Origin of the sequence: Geodermatophilus sp. DSM 44513, assembly GCF_032460525.1 — a bacterium.
Classification (GTDB): Bacteria; Actinomycetota; Actinomycetes; order Mycobacteriales; family Geodermatophilaceae; genus Geodermatophilus.
In genome coordinates this window covers 3,203,738-3,230,350 of sequence record NZ_CP135963.1, presented here as the reverse complement: position 1 = coordinate 3,230,350, position 26,613 = coordinate 3,203,738, and the positions used below count along the sequence as shown (strand labels likewise).

The window sequence follows — 26,613 nt, the reverse complement described above, 5'->3', positions numbered from 1 at the left end:
GACCGGACCGCGGCGGAGCTAGGGTGGGCGGGCGGTCCGGCGCCTGCCGGGCCGCCCCTCGGGACCGCGCACGCCGCAGGTGGGAGCCATGACCGACACGCTCAGCCCCAGCCGTACCCCCTCCCGGGTGTTCACCGGGGGCGTGCCGGTGGTCGTGGAGGACGTGTCGCGCCGACCGGCCGCCGAGCGCGACGCGCTGCTGGCCGACCCGGGGTTCGGCCGCTACTTCACCGACTCGATGTTCGTGGCCCGCTACCGGGAGGGGGAGGGCTGGCACGACGCCCGGCTGACGCAGTACGCGCCGCTGCAGCTGGACCCGGCCACCGCTGCCCTCCACTACGCGCAGTCGATCTTCGAGGGCCTCAAGGCCTACGCCCAGCCCGACGGCAGCGTGGCCACCTTCCGCCCGGAGGCCAACGCCGCCCGGTTCGTCCGCAGCGCGGAGCGGCTGGCCATGCCGCCGGTGCCGGAGGAGGCCTTCCTCACCGCCGTCGACGCCCTGGTCGACACCGACCGGGCCTGGGTCCCCACCGGCCCCGACCAGACCCTCTACCTGCGGCCCTACCAGCTGGCGACCGAGCCCTTCCTCGGCGTCCGCCCGGCCCACGAGTACCTGTTCCTGGTCATCGCCAGCCCGGCCGGCGCGTACTTCCCCCGGGGGGTCCACCCGGTGTCGGTGTACGTCTCCGAGGACTACGTCCGGGCCGCGCCGGGCGGCACCGGCGACGTCAAGTGCGCCGGCAACTACGCCGCCAGCCTGCGGCCCCAGCAGCAGGCCAGCGCGCTGGGCTGTGACCAGGTGGTGTACCTCGACGCGGTGGAGAAGCGGTACATCGAGGAGCTGGGCGGGATGAACCTGTTCTTCGTCCTGGGGTCCGGGGACGACGCCGAACTGGTCACCCCCGAGCTGTCCGGCACGCTGCTGCCGGGCATCACCCGCGACTCGCTGGTCACCGTCGCCCGCGAGCACGGCCACCGGGTCACCGAGCGGAGGGTGAGCCTGGAGGAGTGGCGCTCCGGCGTCGCCGACGGCACGGTCACCGAGACCTTCGCCTGCGGCACCGCGGCGGTCATCACGCCGATCGGCCAGGTCCGGGCGCGCACCGGTGACTTCACCGTCGGCGACGGCGGGGCCGGGCCGCTGACCACGCAGCTGCGCGCGCACCTGCTCGACGTCCAGCACGGCCGGGTGCCCGACACCCACGGCTGGCTGCACCGGGTCGCCTGACACCGTGCTGCGCTGGCGGGGGCTGGAGGCCACCCCGGGCGACCTGGGACGCACCGTGGTCACCGTGGGCATGTACGACGGCGTGCACCGCGGTCACCAGGAGCTGATCGGCACCGCGGTGCGGCGGGCCCGCTCGCTGGGCCGCCCCTGCCTGCTGCTCACCTTCGACCCGCACCCCTCGGAGGTGGTGCGGCCCGGGTCGCACCCCGCGATCCTCACCTCGCTGGACCGCAAGGCCGAGCTGGTGGCCGCGCTCGGGGTCGACGCGATGTGCGTGCTGCCCTTCACCCCGGAGTTCCAGCGGCTGGCCCCGGAGACCTTCACCCACACCGTGCTCGTCGAGCACCTGCACGCCGCCTCGGTCGTGGTGGGGGAGAACTTCACCTACGGCCACCGGGCGGCCGGCACGGTCACCACGCTGGCCCAGGAGGGCCGCCGCTTCGGCTTCACCGTGGAGGGGGTGTCCCTGGCCGGGGACAGCTCCGCCGACGGGGAGATCACCATCTCCTCGACCTACGTCCGCGCGTGCGTCGCCGCCGGGGACATGGAGGCCGCCGCCCGCGCGCTGGGCCGGCCGCACCGCATCGAGGGCGTCGTCGTCCGCGGGGAGCGGCGGGGGCGCGAGCTGGGTTACCCGACGGCCAACGTGCAGTCCCCGCCGTACACCGCGGTCCCCGCCGACGGCGTGTACGCCGGCGGGCTCGTGCTGCTCGACCCGCGCACGGGCGCCAGCGTGCGCACCTCCCCGGCGGCTGTCTCGGTCGGCACCAACCCGACCTTCCAGGGCAGCCGGCGCACGGTCGAGGCGTACCTGCTGGACTTCGACGGCGACCTCTACGGCGAGCACGTCGGGGTGGAGTTCGTGCAGCGGCTGCGCCCGATGACCACCTTCGCCGGCGTGGACGAGCTGGTCGCCGCCATGGACCACGACGTCCGCCGCACCCGGGAGGTCACCGCGTCGGCGTACGGGACGGCGCCCCGGCCGGACGCCGTGCCCGGCGTGGGCTGAGCCCGGCCGGCCGGGGCCGGTCGGCCACCTGGCGGCCGGGCCCCCGCGGGGACGGCGTATCGTCGCACGGTGTCGGGGCGACCCGACGTGTGCGCAGCCTGCCCTCGTGACCCAGACCGGGGGCCACACCCGACCTGCCCAGGAGGGCGACCATGGCGCTGGACAGCGCGACCAAGCAGCAGATCATGACCGACTACGCGACGGTCGAGAAGGACACCGGCTCGCCCGAGGTGCAGGTCGCGATGCTGACCCGCCGGATCAGCGACCTCACCGAGCACCTCAAGATGCACAAGCACGACCACCACAGCCGGCGGGGGCTGCTGCTGCTCGTCGGTCGGCGCCGCCGGTTGCTCAACTACCTGGCCAAGACCGACATCAGCCGGTACCGGTCGCTCATCGAGCGGCTCGGCCTGCGCCGGTGAACCAGAGGGGACCGTCCCGGCCGGGACGGTCCCCTCGTCCGTGCGGCGCCTGCCGCACGGGACCAGGGCCCTGCGCCCCGACCCCGGCGCTGGTCGGTCCTCGGTGGTGGCCCCCGGGCGGACGCTCCGCACCCAGGAGCGGCACCCGGGAGCTTCGATCGAAGACCGGTCACCCCGGCGCAGTCAGGCGCGAGGCCACGAAGAGGACACCCGGCGCCCAGCGCCGCAGACGACGTCGCCGCATGCGACGTAGGAAGAGGACACCGTGTCCGCACCCACCACCCTGAACGGCACCACAGCGGAGTTCGACCCCGAGGACGGGGTCACCACCGCCACCGCGGTCATCGACAACGGCAGCTTCGGCAGCCGCACCGTCACCTTCGAGACCGGCCGGCTGGCCCGCCAGGCCGCCGGCTCCGTCGTCGTCACCATGGGCGACACCATGCTGCTGTCGGCCACCACGGCCGGCCGCCAGCCCAAGGAGCACTTCGACTTCTTCCCGCTGACGGTGGACGTCGAGGAGCGCATGTACGCCGCCGGGCGCATCCCCGGCTCGTTCTTCCGCCGCGAGGGCCGCCCCAGCGAGGACGCGATCCTCACCTGCCGGCTCATCGACCGCCCGCTGCGCCCGACCTTCGCCAAGGGCCTGCGCAACGAGGTCCAGGTCGTCATCACCGTCCTGTCGCTGGACCCCGACCACCTCTACGACGTGCTGGCCATCAACGGCGCGTCGGCGTCGACCCAGCTGTCCGGCCTGCCGTTCTCCGGCCCGGTCGGCGGCACCCGCGTGGCCCTCGTCAACGGCCAGTGGGTGGGCTTCCCGACCCACGCCGAGCTCGAGGACGCCGTCTTCGACATGGTCGTGGCCGGCCGCGTGCTCCCCGACGGCGACGTCGCGATCATGATGGTCGAGGCGGAGGCCACCGAGAAGACGATCGCGCTGGTCGCCGGTGGCGCCCCGGCGCCGACCGAGGAGGTCGTGGCCCAGGGCCTGGAGGCCGCCAAGCCCTTCATCAAGGCGCTGTGCGACGCCCAGTCCGCGCTGGCGGAGAAGGCCGCCAAGCCGGTCGCGGACTTCCCCCGCTTCCTGGACTACTCCGACGACGTCTACGCCGCCGTCGAGGCCCAGGTCGGCGACGAGCTCGCGCAGGCCCAGCAGATCGCCGGCAAGCACGAGCGCGAGGAGGCCACCGACGCGCTCAAGGACCGCGTCAAGGCGGCGCTGGCCGGGCAGTTCGAGGGTCGCGACAAGGAGGTCTCCGGTGCCTTCCGCGCGCTGACCAAGAAGGTCGTCCGCCAGCGGATCCTGCGCGACAAGGTCCGCATCGACGGTCGCGGCCTGACCGACATCCGGCCGCTGTCGGCCGAGGTCGAGGTCATCCCACGGGTGCACGGCTCGGCGCTGTTCGAGCGCGGCGAGACCCAGATCCTGGGCGTCACGACGCTGAACATGCTCCGGATGGAGCAGCAGCTGGACACGCTGTCCCCGGTCAACCGCAAGCGCTACATGCACAACTACAACTTCCCGCCGTTCTCCACGGGCGAGACCGGCCGCGTGGGCTCGCCCAAGCGCCGCGAGATCGGCCACGGCGCGCTCGCCGAGCGCGCCCTGCTGCCGGTGCTGCCCGACCGCGAGGAGTTCCCCTACGCCATCCGGCAGGTGTCGGAGGCGCTGGGGTCCAACGGCTCGACGTCCATGGGCTCGGTCTGCGCCTCCACCCTCGCGCTGCTCAACGCCGGTGTGCCGCTGCGCGCCCCGGTCGCGGGCATCGCGATGGGCCTGGTCTCCGACGAGGTGGACGGGAAGACCGAGTACGTCGCGCTGACCGACATCCTCGGTGCCGAGGACGCCTTCGGTGACATGGACTTCAAGGTCGCCGGCACCCGGGAGTTCGTCACCGCGCTGCAGCTGGACACCAAGCTCGACGGCATCCCCTCCGACGTGCTCGCCCAGGCGCTGACTCAGGCCCGCGCCGCCCGGCTGCACATCCTGGACGTCATGGGCGAGGCCATCGACGGCCCCGACGAGATGAGCCCGTACGCGCCGCGGGTCACCACGGTGCGCATCCCGGTCGACAAGATCGGCGCGGTCATCGGCCCCAAGGGCCAGATGATCAACTCGATCCAGGACGAGACCGGCGCGGACATCACCATCGAGGACGACGGCACCATCTACGTCGGCGCCTCCGACGGCCCCTCGGCCCAGGCCGCGGTGGACCGGATCAACGCCATCGCCAACCCGCAGATGCCCAAGGTCGGCGAGCGCTTCCTCGGCACGGTCGTCAAGACCACGCCGTTCGGCGCCTTCGTCTCCCTGCTGCCGGGCAAGGACGGGCTGGTGCACATCAGCAAGCTCGGCGCCGGCAAGCGCATCGGCAAGGTCGAGGACGTCGTCAACGTCGGCGACAAGCTGCAGGTCGAGATCACCGACATCGACGCCCGCGGCAAGATCAGCCTGGTGCCCGTCGTGGCCGAGGGCGACGCCGCGGCCGCCGACGCCGCCCCGGCCGGTGACGCCGAGCCGGCACCTGCGGGGGCATGACCGAGCCCGCGAGGTCGACCCTGACCGGGGCCGGGACGGGTGCCGCACCCGTCCCGGCCCCGGCCGGTGTCGGGGACACCGTGGTCCTCGACGTCGACGAGGTCGGCGGCACCGTCGAGCGCACCGAGCTGCCCGGGGGCCTGCGGGTGCTCACCGAGACGATGCCCGGGGTGCTCTCGGCGACGGTCGGGATCTGGGTCGGCGTCGGGTCGCGCGACGAGACCGACGCCGTCGCCGGCTCCTCGCACTTCCTGGAGCACCTGCTGTTCAAGGGCACGGGCAGCCGCGGCGCGCTGGAGATCGCGACGGCCATGGACGCCGTCGGCGGTGAGATGAACGCCTTCACCGCCAAGGAGCACACCTGCTACTACGCCAACGTGCTCGCCAGCGACCTGCCGCTGGCCGTCACCCTGCTCGGGGACCTGGTCACCGACGCGCTGAACACCGCCGCGGACCTGGAGAGCGAGCGGACGGTGGTGCTCGAGGAGATCGCCATGCGCGACGACGAGCCCGCCGACCTCGTGCACGACCTGTTCGCCGAGACCCTCTTCGGGGGGACGGCACTGGGCCGCTCGGTGCTCGGCACCGTGGAGTCCATCGAGGCCCTGACCCGGGACGACGTGGACGGGTGGTACCGCCGGCGCTACACCGTCCCCTCCGTCGTGGTCGCCGCCGCCGGCCGGGTGGACCACCGGCAGGTGCTCGACCTGGTCACCGCCGCCTTCGGGTCCCGGCTGTCGGGCCCGGCCCGGCCGGCCCCGCTGCGACAGGGCGAGGAGGGCGCGGCGAGCACGCCGGCCCGACCCACCGGCCTGGTCCGCCGGCGCACCGAGCAGACGCACCTGCTGCTCGGCTCGGTGGGCCTGGGCCGGCTCGACCCGCGGCGGTACGCGGCGGCGGTCATGGAGACCGCCGTCGGCGGGGGCATGAGCTCGCGGCTGTTCCAGGAGATCCGGGAAAAGCGCGGGCTGGTGTACAGCGTGGGGTCCGCGCTGTCGCACTACGCGGGCACCGGCTCCTTCTCCGTCTACGCCGGCTGCTCGCCCAAGCGGGTGCCCGAGGTGCTGCGGATCGTGCGCGAGGAGCTCGCCCGCGTCGCGGCCGACGGCCTGACGCCCGAGGAGGTCGCCCGCGGGCGCGGCCAGCTCAAGGGCGGCCTGGTGCTCGGCCTGGAGGACACCGGCTCGCGGATGAGCCGGCTGGGCAAGAGCGAGCTGTCCCACGGCGAGTACCTGCCGGTGCGGGAGGTGCTCGCCCGCCTGGACGGCGTCGAGGAGGGGCAGGTGCGTGCCGTCGCCGCCGACCTGCTCACCCGCGACACCTGCCTGGCGGTGGTGGGTCCCTACCGCGAGTCGGAGCTCGACCGGCTCTGATGCGCCGTCCGACCCCGGTCCCCGCCGCCCCCGGCGTGCTCGCGCGCGGGGTGTTCGCGGTGGCCGTCCTGGTGTCGTTCGCGGTCCTCTTCGCCCCGGCGGACGACGTCCCGTCCTCACCGCCCGGGGTGGACAAGGCGGTGCACCTGCTGCTCTTCGCGGCCCTGGCGGTCAGCGGCCGGTGGGCGGGCGCCCGGCCCGCGGTCCTCGCCGCGGCCCTGGTCGCCTACGCCGCCGTCAGCGAGGTGGTCCAGGGCCTGCCCGCCCTCGGGCGCTCGGCCTCGGTGGCCGACGGGGTCGCCGACGTGGCCGGCGTCCTCGCCGGTCTGCTGCTGTGGAGCCGGGCCGGGCGGCGCCGGCCGGCCTGAGCGCTGTCTTGCACGGCGGGGTCCCGGCGGGAAGCCTGACCCGGTGACCACCAGCGACCCCCTCCCGGAGCAGCACCACACCACCGTCGGTGTCCTGGGGGCGCGGGGCCGCATGGGGGCCGAGGTGGTCCGGGCCGTCAACGCCGCCGAGGACCTCGAGCTGGTGGCGATGGTCGACGCCGGAGACTGGTTGTTCGACGTGGCCAACGCCGGGGCGCAGGTGGTCGTCGACTTCACCCGGCCCGACGTCGTCATGGACAACATCCGCTTCTGCGTCGACCACGACATCCACTGCGTCGTCGGCACCACCGGCTTCGACGAGGAGCGGCTGGCCACCGTGGCCGGGTGGCTGCGCTCCAAGCCGGACCTCGGGGTCGTGGTCGCGCCCAACTTCGGCATCGGCGCCGTGCTGCTCATGCGCTTCGCCCAGGAGGCGGCCCGGTTCTTCCCGTCCACGGAGATCGTCGAGCTGCACCACCCCGGCAAGGTCGACGCACCCTCGGGGACGGCGGCCCGGACCGCCCGCCTGGTCGCCGGCGCCCGCCGCGCGGCCGGCCTGCCGCCGGCCCCCGACGCGACCACCGACGCCCTCCCCGGAGCACGCGGGGCCGACGTCGACGGCGTCCCGGTGCACGCCGTCCGGCTGACCGGGCTGGTCGCCCACCAGGAGGTGCTCATGGGGGCGGACGGGGAGACCCTGACCCTGCGGCACGACTCCTACGACCGGGCGTCCTTCATGCCGGGTGTCCTGCTGGCCGTCCGCGAGGTGGCCCGCCGCCCGGGCCTCACCGTCGGGATCGAGTCCTTCCTCGACCTGTAGCCGGCCGCGTCCCGCGTCGCCGGCTGTGACGGGCGCCGCCCCCGGCCGAGTTGCGCACGGACCCCGGGCGTCGTGTATCGTCTCTCTCGCGCCGGACGGGCCCGACAGGGCCGCGGAGAGCACCCCCCGGGGTGCGGGCTCCGCGAGCCGGCGTACAGTGGGACAAGCCGCCAGAGACGACACCCGAGAGGGTCGAGTCGCTGTGCGTCCGCTCTTTGAGAACTCAACAGCGTGCCGAAAGTCAGTGCCAAGTAACTAACCCCTTTGTGGGTTCCTTTGGTTGATTGATCGAGAGCGTCCAGTTCTCGGTTCTCGGCCGGGGTTCGAACATCTACGGAGAGTTTGATCCTGGCTCAGGACGAACGCTGGCGGCGTGCTTAACACATGCAAGTCGAACGGTGATCCTGCTTCGTTGGGTGATCAGTGGCGAACGGGTGAGTAACACGTGGGTAACCTGCCCCTGGCTCTGGGATAACTCCAAGAAATTGGGGCTAATACCGGATGTGACCGCTGGCCGCATGGTCTGGTGGTGGAAAGGATTCGTCCGGCTGGGGATGGGCCCGCGGCCTATCAGCTTGTTGGTGGGGTAGTGGCCTACCAAGGCGACGACGGGTAGCCGGCCTGAGAGGGTGACCGGCCACACTGGGACTGAGACACGGCCCAGACTCCTACGGGAGGCAGCAGTGGGGAATATTGCGCAATGGGCGGAAGCCTGACGCAGCGACGCCGCGTGGGGGATGACGGCCTTCGGGTTGTAAACCTCTTTCATCCATGACGAAGCCGCAAGGTGACGGTAGTGGGAGAAGAAGCACCGGCCAACTACGTGCCAGCAGCCGCGGTAATACGTAGGGTGCAAGCGTTGTCCGGAATTATTGGGCGTAAAGAGCTCGTAGGCGGTCTGTCGCGTCGGCTGTGAAAACCCGGAGCTCAACTCCGGGCCTGCAGTCGATACGGGCAGACTCGAGTGTTGCAGGGGAGACTGGAATTCCTGGTGTAGCGGTGAAATGCGCAGATATCAGGAGGAACACCGGTGGCGAAGGCGGGTTTCTGGGCAACAACTGACGCTGAGGAGCGAAAGCGTGGGGAGCGAACAGGATTAGATACCCTGGTAGTCCACGCCGTAAACGTTGGGCGCTAGGTGTGGGGGCCATTCCACGGTCTCCGTGCCGCAGCTAACGCATTAAGCGCCCCGCCTGGGGAGTACGGCCGCAAGGCTAAAACTCAAAGGAATTGACGGGGGCCCGCACAAGCGGCGGAGCATGTTGCTTAATTCGATGCAACGCGAAGAACCTTACCTAGGCTTGACATGCACGGAAATCTCGCAGAGATGCGGGGTCCGTAAGGGCCGTGCACAGGTGGTGCATGGTTGTCGTCAGCTCGTGTCGTGAGATGTTGGGTTAAGTCCCGCAACGAGCGCAACCCTCGTTCCATGTTGCCAGCGGATAATGCCGGGGACTCATGGGAGACTGCCGGGGTCAACTCGGAGGAAGGTGGGGATGACGTCAAATCATCATGCCCCTTATGTCTAGGGCTGCAAACATGCTACAATGGCCGGTACAAAGGGCTGCGATACCGTGAGGTGGAGCGAATCCCAAAAAGCCGGTCTCAGTTCGGATTGGGGTCTGCAACTCGACCCCATGAAGTTGGAGTCGCTAGTAATCGCAGATCAGCAACGCTGCGGTGAATACGTTCCCGGGCCTTGTACACACCGCCCGTCACGTCACGAAAGTCGGTAACGCCCGAAGCCGGTGGCCCAACCCTCGTGGAGGGAGCCGTCGAAGGCGGGATCGGCGATTGGGACGAAGTCGTAACAAGGTAGCCGTACCGGAAGGTGCGGCTGGATCACCTCCTTTCTAAGGAGCATCTCGCCTGCTCGCCCGGATGGGTGGGTGGGTGCAGAGCCGCGCCCAGGACGCGACGGCCCCCCGCCTGTGGGGGGTGGGGTGTTCCTGGGGTGGTGCTCGAGGGTGGAACGCTGACCAGTTCGGCCGGCAGCTCGGTGCTGCTCCTAGTACGGCGTCGTGTCCTCCTCGGGGGGTGCGGCGTGGGGAACGGGGTGGGGTGGGTGGTCGGTTCGTAGGCACGCTGTTGGGTCCTGAGGGAGCGGGTGACCGTTTCGTCTGCGCAGGGCCGGTCTGCATCTCATACCGCCGCGTGCCCCTTGGGGGGTGGGCGGGTCTGGTGGGGTCGGGTGGCCGGTGTCTGGTCGTACGTTGAGAACTGCACAGTGGACGCGAGCATCTTTTGACTCTGATTGCAGAGTTCTTGTAGGCCCGCACACTGGTGTCCTTCCGGGCGCGGTGTGCGGTGTTTGTGTGTGGCCAAGTTGTTGAGGGCACACGGTGGATGCCTGGGCACCAGGAGCCGATGAAGGACGTAGGAGGCTGCGATAAGCCTCGGGGAGCTGCCAACCGAGCGTTGATCCGAGGATGTCCGAATGGGGGAACCCCGCACCAGTCATGTGGTGTGACCTGCGCCTGAATGTATAGGGCGTGTGGAGGGAACGTGGGGAAGTGAAACATCTCAGTACCCACAGGAAGAGAAAACAACCGTGATTCCGTGAGTAGTGGCGAGCGAAAGCGGATGAGGCTAAACCGTTTCCATGTGATACCCGGCAGGGGTTGTGGGAGCGGGGTCGTGGGACCGTCCGTGCGTATCTGCCGGTACGTGGAGGAGTGAGAAAGACTGCGTGTTAGCCGAAGGCCTCTGGAAGGGGTCGCCGGAGAGGGTGAGAGCCCCGTAGGCGAAAGCACTGGTCCTCCTTGTGACGTGTTCCCGAGTAGCACCGAGCCCGTGGAATTCGGTGTGAATCTGGCGGGACCACCCGCTAAGCCTGAATACTCCCTGGTGACCGATAGCGGACGAGTACCGTGAGGGAAAGGTGAAAAGTACCCCGGGAGGGGAGTGAAACAGTACCTGAAACCGTGTGCCTACAAGCCGTGAGAGCCGTGAATCGCACTTCGGTGCGGCGGTGATTGCGTGCCTTTTGAAGAATGAGCCTGCGAGTTAGTGGTGCGTGGCGAGGTTAACCCGTGGGGGGTAGCCGTAGCGAAAGCGAGTCCGAACAGGGCGTGTCCGTATGGACGAATAGTCGCGTGTCCTAGACCCGAAGCCGAGTGATCTACCCATGGCCAGGTTGAAGCGCGGGTAAGACCGCGTGGAGGACCGAACCCACCAGGGTTGAAAACCTGGGGGATGAGCTGTGGGTAGGGGTGAAAGGCCAATCAAACTCGGTGATAGCTGGTTCTCCCCGAAATGCATTTAGGTGCAGCGTCGCGTGTTTCTTACCGGAGGTAGAGCACTGGATGGCCGATGGGCCCCACAAGGTTACTGACGTCAACCAAACTCCGAATGCCGGTAAGTGAGAGCGTGGCAGTGAGACTGCGGGCGATAAGGTTCGTAGTCGAGAGGGAAACAGCCCAGATCATCGGCTAAGGCCCCTAAGCGTGTGCTAAGTGGAAAAGGATGTGGGATCGCAGAGACAACCAGGAGGTTGGCTTAGAAGCAGCCACCCTTGAAAGAGTGCGTAATAGCTCACTGGTCAAGTGGTTCCGCGCCGACAATGTAGCGGGGCTCAAGCACACCGCCGAAGCCGTGGCACTCCACCGTCAGCCTGTCGTTGCCCTGCGGGGTGGCGGCCAGGTGGTGGGGTGGGTAGGGGAGCGTCGTGTGGCGGGGGAAGCGGCGGAGTGATCCAGCCGTGGACGCCACGCGAGTGAGAATGCAGGCATGAGTAGCGAGAGGGGAGTGAGAACCTCCCCCGCCGGAAGACCAAGGGTTCCTGGGCCAGGCTAATCCGCCCAGGGTGAGTCGGGACCTAAGGCGAGGCCGACAGGCGTAGTCGATGGACAACGGGTTGATATTCCCGTACCCGCGAAGGAACGCCCATGCTGAGGCCACCGATGCTAACCACCCGAACTGCTGGTGTTCTTTGGAGCGCCGGTGGGGAGCGTGAGGCCCGGAGTGGTAGTAGGTAAGCGATGGGGTGACGCAGGAAGGTAGTCGTAGCCGGTGAGTGGTGGTACCGGTGCAAGGGTGTGGCCCGGGGGGTAGGCAAATCCGCCCCTCATGCAGGGTGAGGCCTGACGCATAGCCGATTGCGGTGAATTCGATGATCCTATGCTGCCGAGAAAAGCCTCTAGCGAGTTCCGAGCGGCCCGTACCCCAAACCAACTCAGGTGGTCAGGTAGAGAATACCGAGGCGATCGAGCGAACTGTGGTTAAGGAACTCGGCAAAATGCCCCCGTAACTTCGGGAGAAGGGGGGCCGTCTGCTGTGAACACCCAAGCGGTGGGCAGCGGTGGGCGGCCGCAGAGACCAGTGAGAAGCGACTGTTTACTAAAAACACAGGTCCGTGCGAAGTCGTAAGACGATGTATACGGACTGACGCCTGCCCGGTGCTGGAACGTTAAGGGGACGGGTCAGTGCACGTAAGTGTGCGAAGCTCAGAACTCAAGCGCCAGTAAACGGCGGTGGTAACTATAACCATCCTAAGGTAGCGAAATTCCTTGTCGGGTAAGTTCCGACCTGCACGAATGGCGTAACGACTTCTCAGCTGTCTCAACCACAGGCTCGGCGAAATTGCACTACGAGTAAAGATGCTCGTTACGCGCGGCAGGACGGAAAGACCCCGGGACCTTCACTACAGCTTGATATTGGTGTTCGGTTCGGTTTGTGTAGGATAGGTGGGAGACTGGGAAGCCGGCACGCCAGTGTCGGTGGAGTCGCCGTTGAAATACCACTCTGGTCGAATTGGATGTCTAACCTGGGTCCGTGATCCGGATCAGGAACAGTGTCAGGTGGGTAGTTTAACTGGGGCGGTTGCCTCCCAAAGGGTAACGGAGGCGCCCAAAGGTCCCCTCAGCCTGGTTGGCAATCAGGTGTCGAGTGCAAGTGCACAAGGGGGCTTGACTGTGAGACCGACGGGTCGAGCAGGAGCGAAAGCTGGGACTAGTGACCCGGCACCGGCAGGTGGAAGCGGTGTCGCTCAACGGATAAAAGGTACCCCGGGGATAACAGGCTGATCTTCCCCAAGAGTCCATATCGACGGGATGGTTTGGCACCTCGATGTCGGCTCGTCGCATCCTGGGGCTGGAGTAGGTCCCAAGGGTTGGGCTGTTCGCCCATTAAAGCGGTACGCGAGCTGGGTTTAGAACGTCGTGAGACAGTTCGGTCCCTATCCGCCGCGCGCGTAAGAGACTTGAGAAGAGCTGTCCCTAGTACGAGAGGACCGGGACGGACGAACCTCTGGTGTGCCAGTTGTACCGCCAGGTGCACGGCTGGTTGGCTACGTTCGGCAGGGATAACCGCTGAAAGCATCTAAGCGGGAAGCTCGCTTCGAGATGAGGTCTCTCACCCAGTCAATGGGGTAAGGCCCCCGCTCAGACCAGCGGGTTGATAGGCCGGAAGTGGGAGCACCGTGAGGTGTGGAGCTGACCGGTACTAACAGGCCGAGGGCTTGACCACACACACCCCCCTGGCGGGGGTGCGGGGACACGGTCGAGTCACTTGCAGGTGTTTCGCGTCCACTGTGCGGTTCTGAACGCACGAACCAGATTGGCTGGTTCCACCGTTCACCGTGTTACGGCGGCCATGGCGAGAGGGAAACGCCCGGACCCATTCCGAACCCGGAAGCTAAGCCTCTCAGCGCCGATGGTACTGCCCCGGAGACGGGGTGGGAGAGTAGGACGCCGCCGGACAAACCGTTCACGTAGGGCCCTCACCACCCGGTGAGGGCCCTACGTGCGTTCCCGGGGAACGGCCTCCGGCAGCGCTGTGCCGCCCGATCAGCGGCGGGCGCGCGGCTCGGCGGTCGTGGCGCCCACGTTGTCGGCGAACCAGGTGTTGAGGGCGGCGAGGTCCCGCCAGGCGGTCCGGACCTCCTCCAGCGCACCTCGGTCGTGCAGCCACTCCGTCGGCTCCCACCGCCGGGCCGCGTGCAGCGACCTGTGCCGCAGCAGGTCGACGCGGTCGTCCGCGACGTCGAAGCCGGAGGGCACGCGCACCAGGCGGTCCCCGCCGATCTCCCACCCCGCGCCGGTGAGCCGGTCGACCTCGGAGCGCAGCCGGGGGCCCTGGACGTCGTCGGCCACGGCCCGCCGGTACCGGGCCACCTGGTCGGACTCCAGCCGCCAGCACCCACCGCCCACCAGCAGTCCCTCGGCGGACAACTGGACGTAGAGCGCTCCCGGGCCGCGGCCCTCGGGGGCGACCACCGCCCCCTGGTGGGTCTTGTACGGCGTCTTGTCGTGACTGAAGCGGACGTCGCGGTACGGCCGGAAGAGCTTGGCGGTGCCGAACTCGCCGGCCAGCTCGTCGACCAGCGCCTGCACCGGCGCCCGCACGCAGCCGTCGTAGACGGCCTTGTGGCGGGTCCAGAAGGTCTTGCTGTTGTCGGCCTCCAGCCCCTCGTAGAAGACCAGCCCCTCGTCGGGGAACCCCTGGAAGCCCGTCACGTCCGGCCCTCCTCCAGCAGCGTGTGCCAGCGGACCTCGCGCAGGGGCGCCCCACCGGTGTCCAGCGTGCGCACCCACCCGTCCGGCCCCCAGCCGGCCGACTCGAAGAAGCCGGCCGAGACGACGTCCTGCTCGGGCAGCCACACCTGCAGCCGCGCCGTCCCGTCGGCCCGGGCGAGGTCGGTGACGGCGGCCAGCAACCGGCTGCCGTGCCCCCGGCGGCCCCACCGGGGCTCGACCAGCAGTGCGGCCACCTCGCTGCTCGGGCCGGCCGGGGAGGACGCCTCCCCGGGGCCCAGCTCCGCCGGGCCGTGCGCGGCGAAGCCGACCACCGCGTCCTGCTCCACGGCCACCAGGACGCCGTGTCCCGGGGTCGGCGGGCTGGTGACCGCGGCCCGCCAGGTGTCCGCCGCCGCGGCCGCGTCCCAGGCGTCGAGGACCTCGGCCGGCAGCACGCTGCGGTAGGCCGTCCGCCAGGTGACCAGCTGCACGCGGGCGATCGCCTCGGCGTCACCGGGCCGGGCCGGGCGCACCGAGACCTCCGCGGTCCCCGACCGGCGGGGGAACGGCGAGGACGGCTGCACGCCAGGCAGCGTAGGCCCGGGCGGGGACCTGCCGAGGACGTCAGGGGTCACCGGCAGGATCGGCGCCGTGGGAGCACCCGTCGTCGACCGGCTGCCGGCCGCCCTGGCCCGGCGCATCGCCCTGGCCGCGCAGGGCCTCGCCGACCCCCGGCCGGCGGGCGCCGTCGACACCCGGGCACTGCGCCGGCTGGCCGCCCGCCTCGCGGTGCTGCAGATCGACTCGGTCAACGTGCTGTCCCGCGCCCACTACCTGCCCGCGTTCAGCCGGCTCGGACCCTATCCGCGGGAGGCGCTCGACGACCTGGCCGGCCGCCGCCGGGAGCTGTTCGAGTACTGGGCGCACGAGGCCTCGCTGCTGCCCGTCCGGCTGCACCCGCACCTGCGCTGGCGGATGGCCGCCGCCGAGGAACACGCCTGGGGCTCCATGGTCGGCATCCAGCGGGACCGGCCCGGCTACGTCAGCGAGGTGCTCGACCGGGTGCGGGCGACCGGGCCGCTCAAGGCCAGCGACCTGGCCGAGCCCCGCCCGGACCGCCCCGGGAGCATGTGGAACTGGCACGCCGGCAAGGTGGCGCTGGAGTGGCTGTTCTACACCGGCGTGGTCACCACCCGCGGCCGCACGGCCGGCTTCGAGCGGGTCTACGACCTCACCGAGCGGGTGCTGCCGGCCGCCGTCCTGCAGGCCCCCACCCCCGAGCCGGCCGACGCCGTCCGCGAGCTGGTGCGCACCGCCGCCCGCGCGCTCGGCGTGGCCACCGAGCGGGACCTGCGCGACTACTTCCGGCTGCGCCCGGCCGCCGCGCGGGCGGCGATCGCCGAGCTGGCCGACGCCGGCGAGCTGCTGCCCGTGGAGGTGGCCGGCTGGGGCGCGCCCGCGTGGCTGGACCCGGCGGCGCGCCGTCCCCGCCGGGCGGGCGCCCGGGCGCTGCTGAGCCCCTTCGACTCCCTGGTGTGGGAGCGGCCGCGGGTGGAGCGGCTGTTCGGCTTCCGGTACCGGCTGGAGATCTACACGCCGGCCGCCCGCCGGGTGCACGGCTACTACGTGCTGCCCTTCCTGCTCGGTGACCGGCTGGTCGCCCGGGTGGACCTCAAGGCCGACCGGCAGGCCGGCGTCCTGCGCGTGCAGTCCGCGTTCGCCGAGGACGGCGTGGACCGCGCCGAGGTGGCCGACGCGCTCGCCGCGGAGCTGGCGCTCATGGCCGACTGGATGCTGCTCGACGCGGTCGTCGTGGCCGGGCGCGGCGACCTGGCCGCCGACCTCGCCGCCGCCGTCGGCCGCTCATGACCCGGCCGGGAGGCCGGCCAGCCGGCGGACCACGGCCAGCGCCGCCGGGCTCCCCGGCCAGGAGCGGACCAGCGCCGCGTCCCCCGCCGCGCGCACCACAGCGCGCAGCGCCAGGGCCACGACCACCACGTCGTCGGCGTACCCGAGCACCGGGACGACGTCGGGCACCAGGTCGACCGGGAGCAGCAGGTAGCCCAGCAGCAGCCACAACCGCACCCGCACCCCGCGCGGCAGGGCGGGGTCGACGGCCAGCCGGCGCACCAGCCGGACCAGGTCCGGCAGCAGCCGCAGCGCCTGCCGCACGGTCAGGTCCGCCGGCCGGGCCCACCACAGCGCCACGAGCAGCGCGGCCCACAGCAGCACCAGCCCGGCCCCCACGGACAGCGCCGGCTGCACCCACCCCACGGACGCCAGTCTGGTCGGCGGCGCCCCCTACCCTGGGGCCGGCAGTCGAACGGCGAGGGGGAACGGATCCGGTGGGCAGCGACGGAGAACAGGTCGACACGCAGTACGAGGACCTGCTGCGCCGGGTGCTGGAGCAGGGCACCCCGAAGTCCGACCGGACGGGCACCGGCACGGTGAGCCTGTTCGGCGAGCGGCTGCGCTACGACCTGTCCGAGCGGTTCCCGCTGGTGACGACGAAGCGCGTGCACTTCCGGTCGGTCGCCCTCGAGCTGCTGTGGTTCCTCCGCGGCGACGGCAACGTGCGCTGGCTGCAGGACAACGGGGTCAGCATCTGGGACGAGTGGGCCTCCCCGGAGGGGGAGCTGGGGCCGGTGTACGGCGTCCAGTGGCGGTCGTGGCCCACGCCCGACGGCGGGCACGTCGACCAGCTGGCCGGCGTCCTGGAGACGCTGCGCACCGACCCGGACTCCCGGCGCATGGTCGTCTCGGCGTGGAACGTCGCGGCGCTCCCGGAGATGGCCCTGGCGCCCTGCCACGCGCTGTTCCAGTTCTCCGTCGCCGGCGGGCGGCTGTCCTGCCAGCTCTACCAGCGCAGCGCCGACATGTTCCTCGGCGTGCCGTTCAACATCGCCAGCTACGCGCTGCTCACCCGCATGGTCGCCGACCAGGCCGGCCTGGCCCCCGGTGACCTGGTCTGGGTCGGCGGCGACTGCCACGTCTACAGCAACCACGTCGAGCAGGTCCGCGAGCAGCTCTCCCGCGAGGCGCTGCCGTTCCCGACGCTGAACCTCGCCCCCGCCCCGTCGCTGTTCGACTACACCTACGAGCACCTCACCCTGCGCGACTACCGGCACCACCCGGCCATCCGCGCCGCGGTGGCGGTCTGAGCGACCGGGTGCTCGGACTGGTCTGGGCCCAGGCCCGCGGCGGGGTGATCGGCGCCGGCGGGCGGCTGCCCTGGCACCTGCCCGAGGACCTCCGCTCGTTCCGGGAGCTCACCACCGGCAGCACCGTGGTCATGGGCCGGCGCACCTGGGAGTCGCTGCCCGCGCGGTCCCGCCCGCTGCCCGGCCGGCGCAACGTCGTGCTCAGCACCGACCCGGCCTGGGCCGCCGACGGGGCGGAGCGCGCCGGCTCCGTCGACGAGGTGCTGGCCGACGAGGTGCTGACCCGGCGCGACGGCGGTGACGTGTGGGTCATCGGCGGCGGGCGGGTGTACGCCGCCTTCCTCCCGCACGCCTCCCGGGTGGTCGTCACCGACGTCGACACCGACGCCGACGGCGACACCTGGGCACCCGCGCTGGGGGCCGACTGGGTGCGGGTGGCGCGCGCCCCCGGGTCGGGCTGGTCGGTCTCGGCCACCGGGCTGCGGTACGCGGTGTCCGACCACCGGCGCGCGACGGGCGACGCCGACGTGCCCCCCGGGCGGGTCGGTAGATTCTCGGCATGACCAGTGACCCCGCCCGGCCCTTCGGGCGTGTGCTCACGGCGATGGTGACGCCCTTCGCCGAGGACGGCTCGATCGACCTGGCCGGGGCCCAGGAGCTGGCCGCCCACCTGGTCGACCGGCAGGCGCACGACGGGCTGGTCGTCCTCGGCACGACGGGGGAGGCGCCCACCCTCAGCGACGGCGAGCAGTCCGCCGTCCTCGAGGCCGTGCTCGACGCCGTGGGCGACCGGGCCACCGTGGTGGCCGGCGTGGGCACCAACGACACCGCGCACAGCATCGAGAACGCCCGCCGCGCCGAGCGGCTGGGCGCGCACGGCCTGCTGGTCGTGACCCCGTACTACAACCGGCCCCCGCAGGCCGGCCTGCTGCGGCACTTCACCGCCGTCGCCGACGCCACCGACCTGCCGGTGATGCTCTACGACATCCCGCCGCGCTCGGTGGTGCCCATCGAGGTGGACACCCTGGCCCGGCTGGCCGAGCACCCGCGGATCGTCGCGGTCAAGGACGCCAAGGGCGACCTCGGCGCGGTCATGCAGACGCTGGCCCGCACCGACCTGGCCTACTACAGCGGCGAGGACGTGCTCAACCTGCCGCTGCTGGCGGTCGGTGCCGTCGGCGTCGTCAGCGTCGTCGGGCACCTCACCGGGCCGCGGCTGGCCGAGCTGATCGCCGCCGTGGAGTCCGGTGACCTGGTCAAGGCCCGGACGGTCAACGACGGCCTCCTGCCGGTCTACGCCGGCGTCTTCCGCACCCAGGGCGTCATCCTGACCAAGGCGGCGCTGCGCGAGCTCGGCCTGCCGGCCGGGCCCGTGCGCCCGCCCCTGGTCGACGCCACCCCCGACCAGATCGCGCAGCTGCGCGTCGACCTCGCCGACGGAGGCATCCCCCTGTGAGCACCACCCCGTGACCACCGCGACCACCCAGCCGCACCTGGACCTGCAGGTCCCGCCCGCCCTGCCGGCCGGCGGCCTGCGGGTGATGGCACTCGGCGGCCTCGGCGAGATCGGCCGCAACATGGCCGTGCTGGAGTTCGACGGCAAGCTGCTGGTCATCGACTGCGGCGTGCTGTTCCCCGAGGCCGAGCAGCCCGGCGTCGACCTGATCCTGCCGGACTTCGGGGTCATCGAGCACCGGCTCGACGACGTCGTGGCCGTCGTCCTCACCCACGGGCACGAGGACCACATCGGCGCGATCCCCTACCTGCTGCGGATGCGCCGGGACCTCCCGCTGGTCGGCTCTCGGTTCACCCTCGCGCTGGTCAAGGCCAAGCTGCGCGAGCACCGGCTGGACCCGGTGCTGGTCGAGGTCGCGGCGGGCGACGACCACGTCGCCGGCCCCTTCCACTGCGAGTTCATCTCGGTCAACCACTCGATCCCCGACGCGCTGGCCGTCGCCGTGCACACGCCGGCGGGGGTCCTGGTGCACACCGGTGACTTCAAGATGGACCAGCTGCCGCTGGACGGCGTCCTCACCGACCTGGGCGCCTTCGCCCGGCTGGGCCTGGAGGGCATCGACCTGCTGCTCGCCGACTCCACGAACGCGGAGATCCCCGGCTTCGTGACCCCGGAGCGGTCCATCGGCCCGGTCCTGGAGGACGTGTTCCGGCGGGCCACCCAGCGGCTGATCGTCTCCAGCTTCGCCAGCCACGTGCACCGCATCCAGCAGGTGCTCGACGCCGCGGACACCCACGGCCGCAAGGTCGCCTTCGTCGGCCGCTCGATGGTGCGCAACATGGGGGTGGCCCGCGACCTCGGGCTGCTGCGGGTGGCCCCCGGCCTCATGGTCAGCCTGGACGAGGCCACCAGCATGCCGCCGGAGCAGGTGGTGCTGGTCAGCACCGGCTCCCAGGGCGAGCCGCTGTCCGCGCTGGGGCGGATGGCCCGCGGGGAGCACCACCAGGTGACCATCGAGGCCGGCGACACCATCGTGCTGGCCTCCTCGCTGGTGCCCGGCAACGAGACGGCGGTCTACAAGGTGATCAACGGGCTGGCCCGGCTCGGTGCCACCGTGGTGCACAAGGAGACCGCGAAGGTGCACGTCTCCGGGCACGCCCCGGCCGGCGAGCTGCGCACCCTGCTCAACGTGGCCAAGCCGCGCCACCTCATGCCCGTGCACGGCGAGTGGCGGCACCTGCGCGCGCACGCCGCGCTGGCCGAGGAGACCGGCATGCCCGCCGACCGCGTGCTGCTCGCCGAGAACGGCGTCGTGGTCGACCTGGTCGACGGCAAGGCGACGATCGTCGGCTCGGTCCCGGTCGGCGACGTCTACGTCGACGGGCTCAACGTCGGCGACGTGGGGGAGGAGTCGCTGCAGGAGCGGCGGATCCTCGGTGACGAGGGGTTCGTCGCGCTGACCGTGGTCATCGAGCCCTCGACCCGCACCATCGTGCGGCCGGTACACCTGTCCGCGCGCGGGTTCGCCGACGACCCGGCCGTCTTCGACCCGGCGCTGCAGCTGGTCGAGGAGGCGCTGCGCCGCACGCTGGCCGACGGGACGACCGACGCGCACCGGCTGTCCCAGGTGATCCGCCGGACGATGGGCAAGTGGGTGTCCGACACCCACCGCCGCCGGCCGATGATCATCCCCACCGTCCTGGAGGTGTAGGCCTCGTTCCCCTGTCGTGCCGAGTGGGCCCCGGAGGGGTCCGCGCAGGCGCGACGCAACAGCTCCGCGCGGCGATCGGCCTCGGTGCAGGGGCCCGGGTCGAGCTCGCGAGGCGTGGGGGGCACCGAGGTCCTCCTGGGCACCTGGCCGCGGTGCGGTCCGGAGGACCGCAGAGTCCTCGCGTCACAGCTGTGAGCTGGCCACCACCGTGCCGTCGGCGGCGAGCACCTCGAAGCCGGTGGCGTCCTCGCGCAGCACCGAGGAGTTGAGGTTGCAGCTCAGCTCGCCCGGGCCGATGCCGAGGAACTGCCCCGCCGGGACCGCCGTGCCGTCCTCGTCGGTCACCACGACCTCGTAGACCGCGCCGGCCGTGAAGCCCTCGCCGACCAGCCGCACCTCCACGCCCCAGGTGTGCGGGATGACGTTCGCGGTCGCCTGGATGTCGGTCGTGGCGACCTCGACCGCGACCGGCTCCAGCGGCGGCTGCGGCGGCACCGGCCGCACCAGCCACCCGACGCCGAAGCCGGCCGCCGCGACGCCCACGGCGGCCGCCGCGGCCAGCACCCGCCGGGACGGCCGGTTCCGGACCGCGGCGCTCTCCGCGGCGATCCGGGCCAGCACCGCGTCGCCGAGCCCGGCCGGCGGCGCCGGCTGCTGCTCGTCGAGCCGGTCGGGGTCCACCCGCGCCAGCCAGGCCGGCAGCGGGGCCAGCTCGGCCAACTCCGCGCGGCAGGCGGCGCACCCGTCCAGGTGCGCGCGGACGCCGGCCCGCTCCTCCGGCGTCCCGTGCCCGAGGGCGTACCAGCCCAGCTGCTCGCGCACCCTGCGGTGCTCTCCCTGATCGGTCACGGTTCCACCCCCATCTCCTCCATCGCCAGCCGCAGTGCCTTGAGGCCGTAGAACACCCGGCTGCGCAGCGTCCCGACCGGTATCCCGAACTCGGCGGCCACCTCGGCGTGCGGCCGGCCGCGCAGGTGGGTCTGCACGATCGCCGTCCGGTGCTCCTCCCCGATCCGGCGCAGCGCCTCCTCCACCACCCAGGCGTCCACGACTGCCTCGTCGATCCCCCCCACGGCGGGGGTGTCGTCGTCGGTGACCTCCGTCAGGGTGCGCTGCCACGGCCGGACGGCGAAGCGACGCGCCTCGTCGACCACGACGTTCCGGGCGATCGCGAACAGCCAGGTGCGCAGGCTGGCCAGCTGCGGGTCGTAGGCGCCCGCCGAGCGCCACGCCCGCAGGAACACCTCCTGGACGACGTCCTGCGCGGCGCCACCGTCGCCGAGCTGGCGCAGCGCGAACCGGTACAGCTCCGGGCCGTGCGCGGCGTAGGCGGCACGGACGTCGAGCTCCGCCCCGCCCAGCGGCCTCAGGTGACGCGCCATCCGGCTCCTCCCGTCCCACACCCCGTCACTGGGGGTACGGCCGTGCCGGCGGTCGTGTTCACCACTCACCCGGCGGGGCGCACCACCTCGATCGGTGCGATGCCCTCCTCCGCCGGCAGGGCGAACCCCCACACCTGGGCGTAGAAGGACAGCTCGCCGTCCAGGGCGGCGCGGATGTTCTCGGCCCTGCGGAACCCGTGCTGCTCGCCGGGGAACAGCAGGTACGCGTGCGGCACGCCCCGGGCGCCCAGCGCCGCGACGACCACCTCCGCCTGCTCGGGCGGCACGACGCGGTCCTCGTCGCCCTGGAAGACCGCCAGCGGGGTGTCGAGGGCGTCGACGTGGTTGATCGGTGACCGCTCGTCGTAGACCGCCCGGCCCTCCGGCCAGGGGGCGACCAGGCCGTCGAGGTAGCGGGACTCGAACTTGTGCGTCTCCTCGGCCAGGGCGCCGAGGTCCGCGACGCCGAAGTGGCTGGCGCCCGCCGTGAAGGTGCCCGGGCGCATGCTCAGCGCGGCCAGCGTGGTGTAGCCGCCGGCCGAGCCGCCCCGGATCGCCATCCGCGCCGGGTCGACGCGGCCGGCGTCGGCGAGGTGGCGCGCGCAGGCGATGACGTCGTCGAGGTCGACCTGGCCCCACCGGCCCTGGAGCGCGTCGCGGTGCCGGCGCCCGTAGCCGGTGGACCCGCGGTAGTCGACGTCGGCGACGCAGAAGCCGCGGGAGGTCCAGTACTGGACGCCCAGCTCGAGGACCGCACGCGCTGCCGACGTCGGCCCGCCGTGGACGACCACGAGCAGCGGCGGCAGGTCGCCCTCCGGCGCGGTCGCCTGCGGGTTGGTCGGCGGGTAGACCAGCGCGTGCGCCTCGGAGACGCCGGTGCCGGCGTCCGGGGTGGGGAAGGTCACGTGCTCCGGCCGGGAGAACCAGGCCGGGTCCAGCCCCAGGTCGCGGGCCGGCCGGAGTACCTCGCTCCCGCCGCCGTCGACCCCGCCGTCGACCCCGACCCGCAGCACCACCGGCTCGGCGTCCGGCCCGCCGGCCACGCAGACCACCGACGTGCCCTGCGCCCGGACCTGGGCGTAGGCCGCGTGGGGCAGGTCCAGCTCGCGCAGGTCGCCGCCGGGCTCGAGCACGGCCAGCCGGTCGGCGCCCTCCCGGCCGTAGGCGAGGGCGACCCGGCCGTCGGCCAGCAGCGCGTACCGGCTCTGCCCGAAGACCCACTGCGGTCCGGCGATGTCGCTGCCGACGTCGAGCACGAGCTCCGCCCCGCCGTGCGGCCGGCGGCGGTACAGCGACCAGACGTCGGTGCGGTCGTCCAGCCACCACAGCGCCAGGTCCTCGCCCCACACCGGCCGCACCACCGACTCGCCGGGCCCGCCCGCGACCACCTGCTCGCTCCCGTCGGCGGCCCGGACGACGAGCTGCGCGGCGTCCCACGGCATGTGCGGGTGGTCCCACTGCAGCCAGCAGAGCGTGACGCCGTCCGGTGCCATCCGCGGGTCGGACACGAAGTCCGGGCCGCTGACCAGCACGGTCGTCGACCCGTCCGGCTCGACGCGGACGACCTCGTTGACCACCTCGGCCGCCGCGCCGCTCGCCGTGTGCGTCTCGCGCACCGCCAGGACGGCCCCGTCGGGCAGCGGGGAGAAGTCCGCGTGCCGGACGCCGGCGGGCACCGCGGGCTCCGGCGTGACCGCGACCGGGCCGCCGTCGCCGGGGGCGAGCCGGTAGAGCCGCTGGTCGGCGAAGTCCGTGAACCACAGGACGCCGTCGGCCACCGTCCAGGACCCACCGCCGTACTCGTGGACGCGCGTCCGGGCGTTCCAGGGCGGTGGCAGGACGTCGGCGGTCGTGCCGTCGGCGCTCCGGCGCACGATCGCCGAGCGCCCCGCCTCGGCGGGGCGGGACTCGGACCACCAGACGTCCTCCCCGTCGACGCAGACCTCGGCCAGGCGTGCGGCGGCGCGGACGACGAGCTCGGAGGTGACGGGGGTCGGCCAGCTGCCGTACGGGAGGGAGTCGTGTTCGGGCACGGCCCGACCGTAGGTGCCGGACACGGGCTGCGCGCCTGCCGTCGCCGTGCGGGCCGGGCGTCTACCGTCGGCACATGCCTGCTCGCACGACGACGACCCGCCCCTCGGGCCGCTCGTCCGCGCGCGGACGCTCGGGCTCCGGGTCGACCGCGGCCCGGAAGCGCCCGCCCGCCAAGCGGCCCACCGCCGCCGGGCGCAAGCCCGCCCGCCGGTCGGCGTCCGGGCCGGGCCTGTGGGGCGTGGTCAGCGGCGGCTGGTCGCTGCTGGCCCGGGGTGCCGGTGGGCTGGCCCGCTCGGTGGCCCGCCCGGAGCAGGCCGAGCCGCTGGCCCCCGAACACCGCCGCGACGGCGTCGGGCTGGCGGTGCTCGGTCTGGCCGTGGTGCTCGGCGCGGCCGCCTGGAGCGACGGCATCGGCCCGGTCGGCACCGCCTTCGCCGACGGGGTCCGCTGGGTCGTCGGTTCGATGGTCGTCGTCCTGCCGGTCGTGCTGTTCCTGGCCGCGCTGCGGCTGCTGCGCCGCGGTCCGCGCCCGGAGGCCCGCGGGCGGCTGGCCATCGGCTGGCTGTGCGCGGTCGTGTCCGTGCTGGGCATTGCCCAGGTCGTCGGCCGAGACGCCGACCCGGCCGCGGGTGAGCCGGGCGCCGGGGGACTGGTCGGCTGGGCCGCCGCGACGCCGCTGGTCGCCGGCGTGGGCGTGGTGGTCGCCGTCGTCCTGCTGGTCCTGCTGGCCTTCTTCGGGGTGCTGGTGATCACCGCGACGCCGGTGCACCAGGTCCCCGAGCGGCTGCGCGGGATCGGTGACCTGCTGCTGGGCCAGCGGCGCGACGACGAGGACGGCTACGACGACGAGGACTGGACCGACGACGAGGAGCCCGCGCCCGCGCCGCGGATGCCGCGCCGGCGGTCGTCGTTGGACGACCTGATGGACACCGGGCCGGTGGCGGCCGTGCCGGCCATCGACCACGGGGCCCTCGACGAGGCACCCGTGGCGGTGCTGTCCGAGCCGCCGCCCCCGCCGGTGCCCACCCGCCGCCCGGCGGTGGTGGACCGGACGGCGCCCGCGGAGGAGCTGGAGCCGGTCACCGAGCCCGAGCAGCTGCGCATCGAGCCGGTCGAGGGCCAGTACACGCTGCCCTCGGTCGGCGTGCTGCGCCCGGGCGACCCGCCGAAGAAGAACTCCGCGGCCACCGAGGCCGCGACGTCGGCGATCACCGGCGTGCTCGAGCAGTTCAACGTCGACGCCGCGGTCACCAGCTTCACCCGCGGTCCGACGGTCACCCGCTACGAGATCGAGCTCGGTCCGGCGGTGAAGGTGGAGAAGATCACCGCGCTGACCAAGAACATGGCCTACGCGGTGGCCAACGACAACATCCGAATCCTGGCGCCCATCCCGGGCAAGTCCGCCGTCGGCGTCGAGGTGCCCAACACCGACCGCGAGATGGTCAGCCTGGGCGACGTGCTGCGCTCCCAGGTCGCCAAGCAGGACCCGCACCCCATGCTGGTCGGGCTGGGCAAGGACATCGAGGGCGGCTTCGTCTGCGCGAACCTGGCCAAGATGCCGCACCTGCTGGTCGCCGGCGCCACCGGCGCCGGCAAGTCCAGCTGCGTCAACTCGCTGCTGACCTCGCTGCTGCTGCGGGCCACCCCGGAGCAGCTGCGGATGATCCTCATCGACCCCAAGATGGTCGAGCTCACGCCCTACGACGGCATCCCGCACCTGATCACGCCGATCATCACCGACCCGAAGAAGGCCGCCACCGCGCTGGCCTGGCTGGTCGAGGAGATGGAGCAGCGCTACCAGGACATGCGCTCCACCGGCGTCCGGCACATCGACGACTTCAACCGCAAGGTCGAGCGCGGCGAGATCGTGGCGCCACCCGGCAGCGAGCGGGTGTACCCCCCCTACCCCTACATCCTGGCGATCGTCGACGAGCTGGCCGACCTGATGATGGTCGCCCCCCGCGACGTCGAGGAGTCCATCGTCCGGATCACCCAGAAGGCCCGCGCCGCCGGCATCCACCTGGTGCTGGCCACCCAGCGGCCCTCGGTCGACGTCGTCACCGGCCTGATCAAGGCCAACGTGCCCTCCCGGCTGGCGTTCTCCACCTCCAGCCTCACCGACAGCCGGGTCATCCTCGACCAGCCCGGCGCGGAGAAGCTCATCGGCATGGGCGACGCCCTGTTCCTGCCCATCGGCGCGGGCAAGCCGATGCGTGTGCAGGGCGCCTACGTCTCCGACGCCGAGATCGAGGCGGTCGTCGACTTCACCAAGCGGCAGGCCGAGCCGGAGTACCGCGAGGAGGTCTTCAGCGCCGCCGCCGGCGAGCAGAAGGAGATCGACGAGGACATCGGCGGCGACCTCGAGCTGCTGGTCCAGGCCGTGGAGCTCGTGGTCACCAGCCAGTTCGGCTCGACGTCGATGCTGCAGCGCAAGCTGCGGGTCGGCTTCGCCAAGGCCGGCCGGCTGATGGACCTCATGGAGACCCGCGGCGTGGTCGGCCCGTCGGAGGGCTCCAAGGCCCGCGACGTGCTGGTCAAGCCCGACGAGCTGGAGTCGGTGCTGTTCACCCTGCGCGGCACCGAGGGCTGACCGGCCTCCTCCCACCCTCGCCCGCTCGGCGCGGTCCCCCGCGGGAGGCCACTACGATCGGC

Annotated in this window: 19 protein-coding genes and 3 rRNA genes; 16 read left to right on the top strand and 6 right to left on the bottom strand. The window is 72.0% G+C overall.

Annotated features, from left to right (window positions below; translation table 11 throughout):
* The first annotated feature begins 88 nt into the window (after positions 1 to 88).
* The 10 genes from RTG05_RS15640 (at position 89) to rrf (ending at position 13,461) form a co-directional block, all read left to right on the top strand.
* A complete protein-coding gene (locus tag RTG05_RS15640; RefSeq protein ID WP_166525882.1) occupies positions 89 to 1,228 on the top strand; it encodes a branched-chain amino acid aminotransferase in 1,140 nt (379 codons plus the stop codon).
* Between the two features lie 4 nt (positions 1,229 to 1,232).
* Entirely contained in the window at positions 1,233 to 2,237 is a 1,005-nt protein-coding gene (locus tag RTG05_RS15635) for a bifunctional riboflavin kinase/FAD synthetase (RefSeq protein ID WP_166525881.1), read from the top strand.
* Between the two features lie 152 nt (positions 2,238 to 2,389).
* Positions 2,390 to 2,659 (top strand): 30S ribosomal protein S15, encoded by a 270-nt coding sequence (gene rpsO / locus RTG05_RS15630; RefSeq protein WP_166525880.1) that lies wholly within the window; start codon positions 2,390 to 2,392, stop codon positions 2,657 to 2,659.
* Between the two features lie 265 nt (positions 2,660 to 2,924).
* A complete protein-coding gene (locus tag RTG05_RS15625) occupies positions 2,925 to 5,201 on the top strand; it encodes a polyribonucleotide nucleotidyltransferase (protein WP_315911942.1) in 2,277 nt (758 codons plus the stop codon).
* Positions 5,198 to 6,574, top strand: coding sequence for a M16 family metallopeptidase (locus RTG05_RS15620; protein WP_166525879.1), 1,377 nt, complete (start codon positions 5,198 to 5,200; stop codon positions 6,572 to 6,574). The genes RTG05_RS15625 and RTG05_RS15620 overlap by 4 nt, the downstream gene beginning before the upstream one ends.
* Positions 6,574 to 6,942 carry a VanZ family protein gene (locus RTG05_RS15615; RefSeq protein WP_166525878.1) on the top strand — a complete coding sequence of 123 codons (369 nt, stop codon included), beginning with the start codon at positions 6,574 to 6,576 and terminating at the stop codon, positions 6,940 to 6,942. The genes RTG05_RS15620 and RTG05_RS15615 overlap by 1 nt, the downstream gene beginning before the upstream one ends.
* Positions 6,943 to 6,985: 43 nt before the next feature.
* Entirely contained in the window at positions 6,986 to 7,762 is a 777-nt protein-coding gene (gene dapB, locus RTG05_RS15610) for a 4-hydroxy-tetrahydrodipicolinate reductase (RefSeq protein ID WP_166525877.1), read from the top strand.
* 330 nt (positions 7,763 to 8,092) lie between these two features.
* Positions 8,093 to 9,615 (top strand): 16S ribosomal RNA (locus RTG05_RS15605).
* Positions 9,616 to 10,081: 466 nt separating this feature from the next.
* Positions 10,082 to 13,228, top strand: a 23S ribosomal RNA gene (locus tag RTG05_RS15600).
* A gap of 116 nt (positions 13,229 to 13,344) precedes the next feature.
* Positions 13,345 to 13,461: ribosomal RNA gene (rrf, locus tag RTG05_RS15595) — 5S ribosomal RNA — on the top strand.
* The 16S, 23S and 5S rRNA genes sit together here, the layout of an rRNA operon.
* An 87-nt stretch (positions 13,462 to 13,548) precedes the next feature.
* Here the strand turns inward: rrf and RTG05_RS15590 are convergent.
* Positions 13,549 to 14,217, bottom strand: a complete 669-nt coding sequence (locus RTG05_RS15590; protein WP_166525876.1) for a DUF2461 domain-containing protein — start codon at positions 14,215 to 14,217, stop codon at positions 13,549 to 13,551.
* Positions 14,214 to 14,801 carry a GNAT family N-acetyltransferase gene (locus RTG05_RS15585; protein ID WP_315911941.1) on the bottom strand — a complete coding sequence of 196 codons (588 nt, stop codon included), beginning with the start codon at positions 14,799 to 14,801 and terminating at the stop codon, positions 14,214 to 14,216. The genes RTG05_RS15590 and RTG05_RS15585 overlap by 4 nt, the downstream gene beginning before the upstream one ends.
* A gap of 67 nt (positions 14,802 to 14,868) precedes the next feature.
* Between RTG05_RS15585 and RTG05_RS15580 the strand changes: the two genes are divergently transcribed.
* Entirely contained in the window at positions 14,869 to 16,086 is a 1,218-nt protein-coding gene (locus tag RTG05_RS15580) for a winged helix-turn-helix domain-containing protein (RefSeq protein WP_166525874.1), read from the top strand.
* On the opposite strand, the gene RTG05_RS15575 is transcribed toward RTG05_RS15580, so the two are convergent.
* The gene (locus tag RTG05_RS15575) at positions 16,081 to 16,491 is read right to left on the bottom strand and encodes a DUF1232 domain-containing protein (RefSeq protein WP_208104606.1); all 411 of its coding nucleotides are present in this window, start codon (positions 16,489 to 16,491) and stop codon (positions 16,081 to 16,083) included. The two genes, RTG05_RS15580 and RTG05_RS15575, sit on opposite strands and share 6 nt — an antisense overlap.
* Before the next feature lie 71 nt (positions 16,492 to 16,562).
* On the opposite strand from RTG05_RS15575, the gene RTG05_RS15570 reads away from it, so the two are divergent.
* Genes RTG05_RS15570 through RTG05_RS15555 form a run of 4 tightly spaced genes read left to right on the top strand, consistent with a single transcriptional unit; the run spans position 16,563 to position 20,545 of the window.
* Positions 16,563 to 17,378, top strand: a complete 816-nt coding sequence (locus tag RTG05_RS15570) for a thymidylate synthase (RefSeq protein WP_166525873.1) — start codon at positions 16,563 to 16,565, stop codon at positions 17,376 to 17,378.
* A gap of 8 nt (positions 17,379 to 17,386) precedes the next feature.
* On the top strand, positions 17,387 to 17,941 hold the full coding sequence (locus RTG05_RS15565; RefSeq protein WP_166525872.1) for a dihydrofolate reductase: 555 nt from the start codon (positions 17,387 to 17,389) through the stop codon (positions 17,939 to 17,941).
* Entirely contained in the window at positions 17,938 to 18,834 is an 897-nt protein-coding gene (dapA, locus tag RTG05_RS15560; RefSeq protein ID WP_166525871.1) for a 4-hydroxy-tetrahydrodipicolinate synthase, read from the top strand. Before RTG05_RS15565 ends, dapA begins: the two co-directional genes overlap by 4 nt.
* Positions 18,835 to 18,844: 10 nt before the next feature.
* Complete coding sequence (locus tag RTG05_RS15555) at positions 18,845 to 20,545, top strand: ribonuclease J (RefSeq protein WP_315911940.1); 1,701 nt, start codon at positions 18,845 to 18,847, stop codon at positions 20,543 to 20,545.
* Positions 20,546 to 20,728: 183 nt separating this feature from the next.
* On the opposite strand, the gene RTG05_RS15550 is transcribed toward RTG05_RS15555, so the two are convergent.
* The 3 genes from RTG05_RS15550 to RTG05_RS15540 all read right to left on the bottom strand — a co-directional run bounded on the left by RTG05_RS15550 (position 20,729) and on the right by RTG05_RS15540 (position 23,960).
* The gene (locus RTG05_RS15550) at positions 20,729 to 21,394 is read right to left on the bottom strand and encodes an anti-sigma factor family protein (RefSeq protein WP_166525870.1); all 666 of its coding nucleotides are present in this window, start codon (positions 21,392 to 21,394) and stop codon (positions 20,729 to 20,731) included.
* On the bottom strand, positions 21,391 to 21,927 hold the full coding sequence (locus RTG05_RS15545) for a sigma-70 family RNA polymerase sigma factor (protein ID WP_166525869.1): 537 nt from the start codon (positions 21,925 to 21,927) through the stop codon (positions 21,391 to 21,393). Before RTG05_RS15545 ends, RTG05_RS15550 begins: the two co-directional genes overlap by 4 nt.
* A gap of 65 nt (positions 21,928 to 21,992) precedes the next feature.
* Positions 21,993 to 23,960 carry an alpha/beta hydrolase family protein gene (locus RTG05_RS15540; RefSeq protein ID WP_166525868.1) on the bottom strand — a complete coding sequence of 656 codons (1,968 nt, stop codon included), beginning with the start codon at positions 23,958 to 23,960 and terminating at the stop codon, positions 21,993 to 21,995.
* Between the two features lie 74 nt (positions 23,961 to 24,034).
* Between RTG05_RS15540 and RTG05_RS15535 the strand changes: the two genes are divergently transcribed.
* Complete coding sequence (locus RTG05_RS15535; protein ID WP_166525867.1) at positions 24,035 to 26,551, top strand: DNA translocase FtsK; 2,517 nt, start codon at positions 24,035 to 24,037, stop codon at positions 26,549 to 26,551.
* Positions 26,552 to 26,613: the final 62 nt, after the last annotated feature.

Excerpts from the sequence above, each read along its gene's own strand:
- RTG05_RS15640 (WP_166525882.1), top strand. The coding sequence starts at position 89 with ATGACCGACACGCTCAGCCCCAGCCGTACCCCCTCCCGGGTGTTCACC.
- rpsO (WP_166525880.1), top strand. The coding sequence starts at position 2,390 with ATGGCGCTGGACAGCGCGACCAAGCAGCAGATCATGACCGACTACGCG.
- RTG05_RS15620 (WP_166525879.1), top strand. The coding sequence starts at position 5,198 with ATGACCGAGCCCGCGAGGTCGACCCTGACCGGGGCCGGGACGGGTGCC.
- RTG05_RS15615 (WP_166525878.1), top strand. The coding sequence starts at position 6,574 with ATGCGCCGTCCGACCCCGGTCCCCGCCGCCCCCGGCGTGCTCGCGCGC.
- dapA (WP_166525871.1), top strand. The coding sequence starts at position 17,938 with ATGACCAGTGACCCCGCCCGGCCCTTCGGGCGTGTGCTCACGGCGATG.
- RTG05_RS15545 (WP_166525869.1), bottom strand. The coding sequence starts at position 21,927 with ATGGCGCGTCACCTGAGGCCGCTGGGCGGGGCGGAGCTCGACGTCCGT.
- RTG05_RS15535 (WP_166525867.1), top strand. The coding sequence starts at position 24,035 with ATGCCTGCTCGCACGACGACGACCCGCCCCTCGGGCCGCTCGTCCGCG.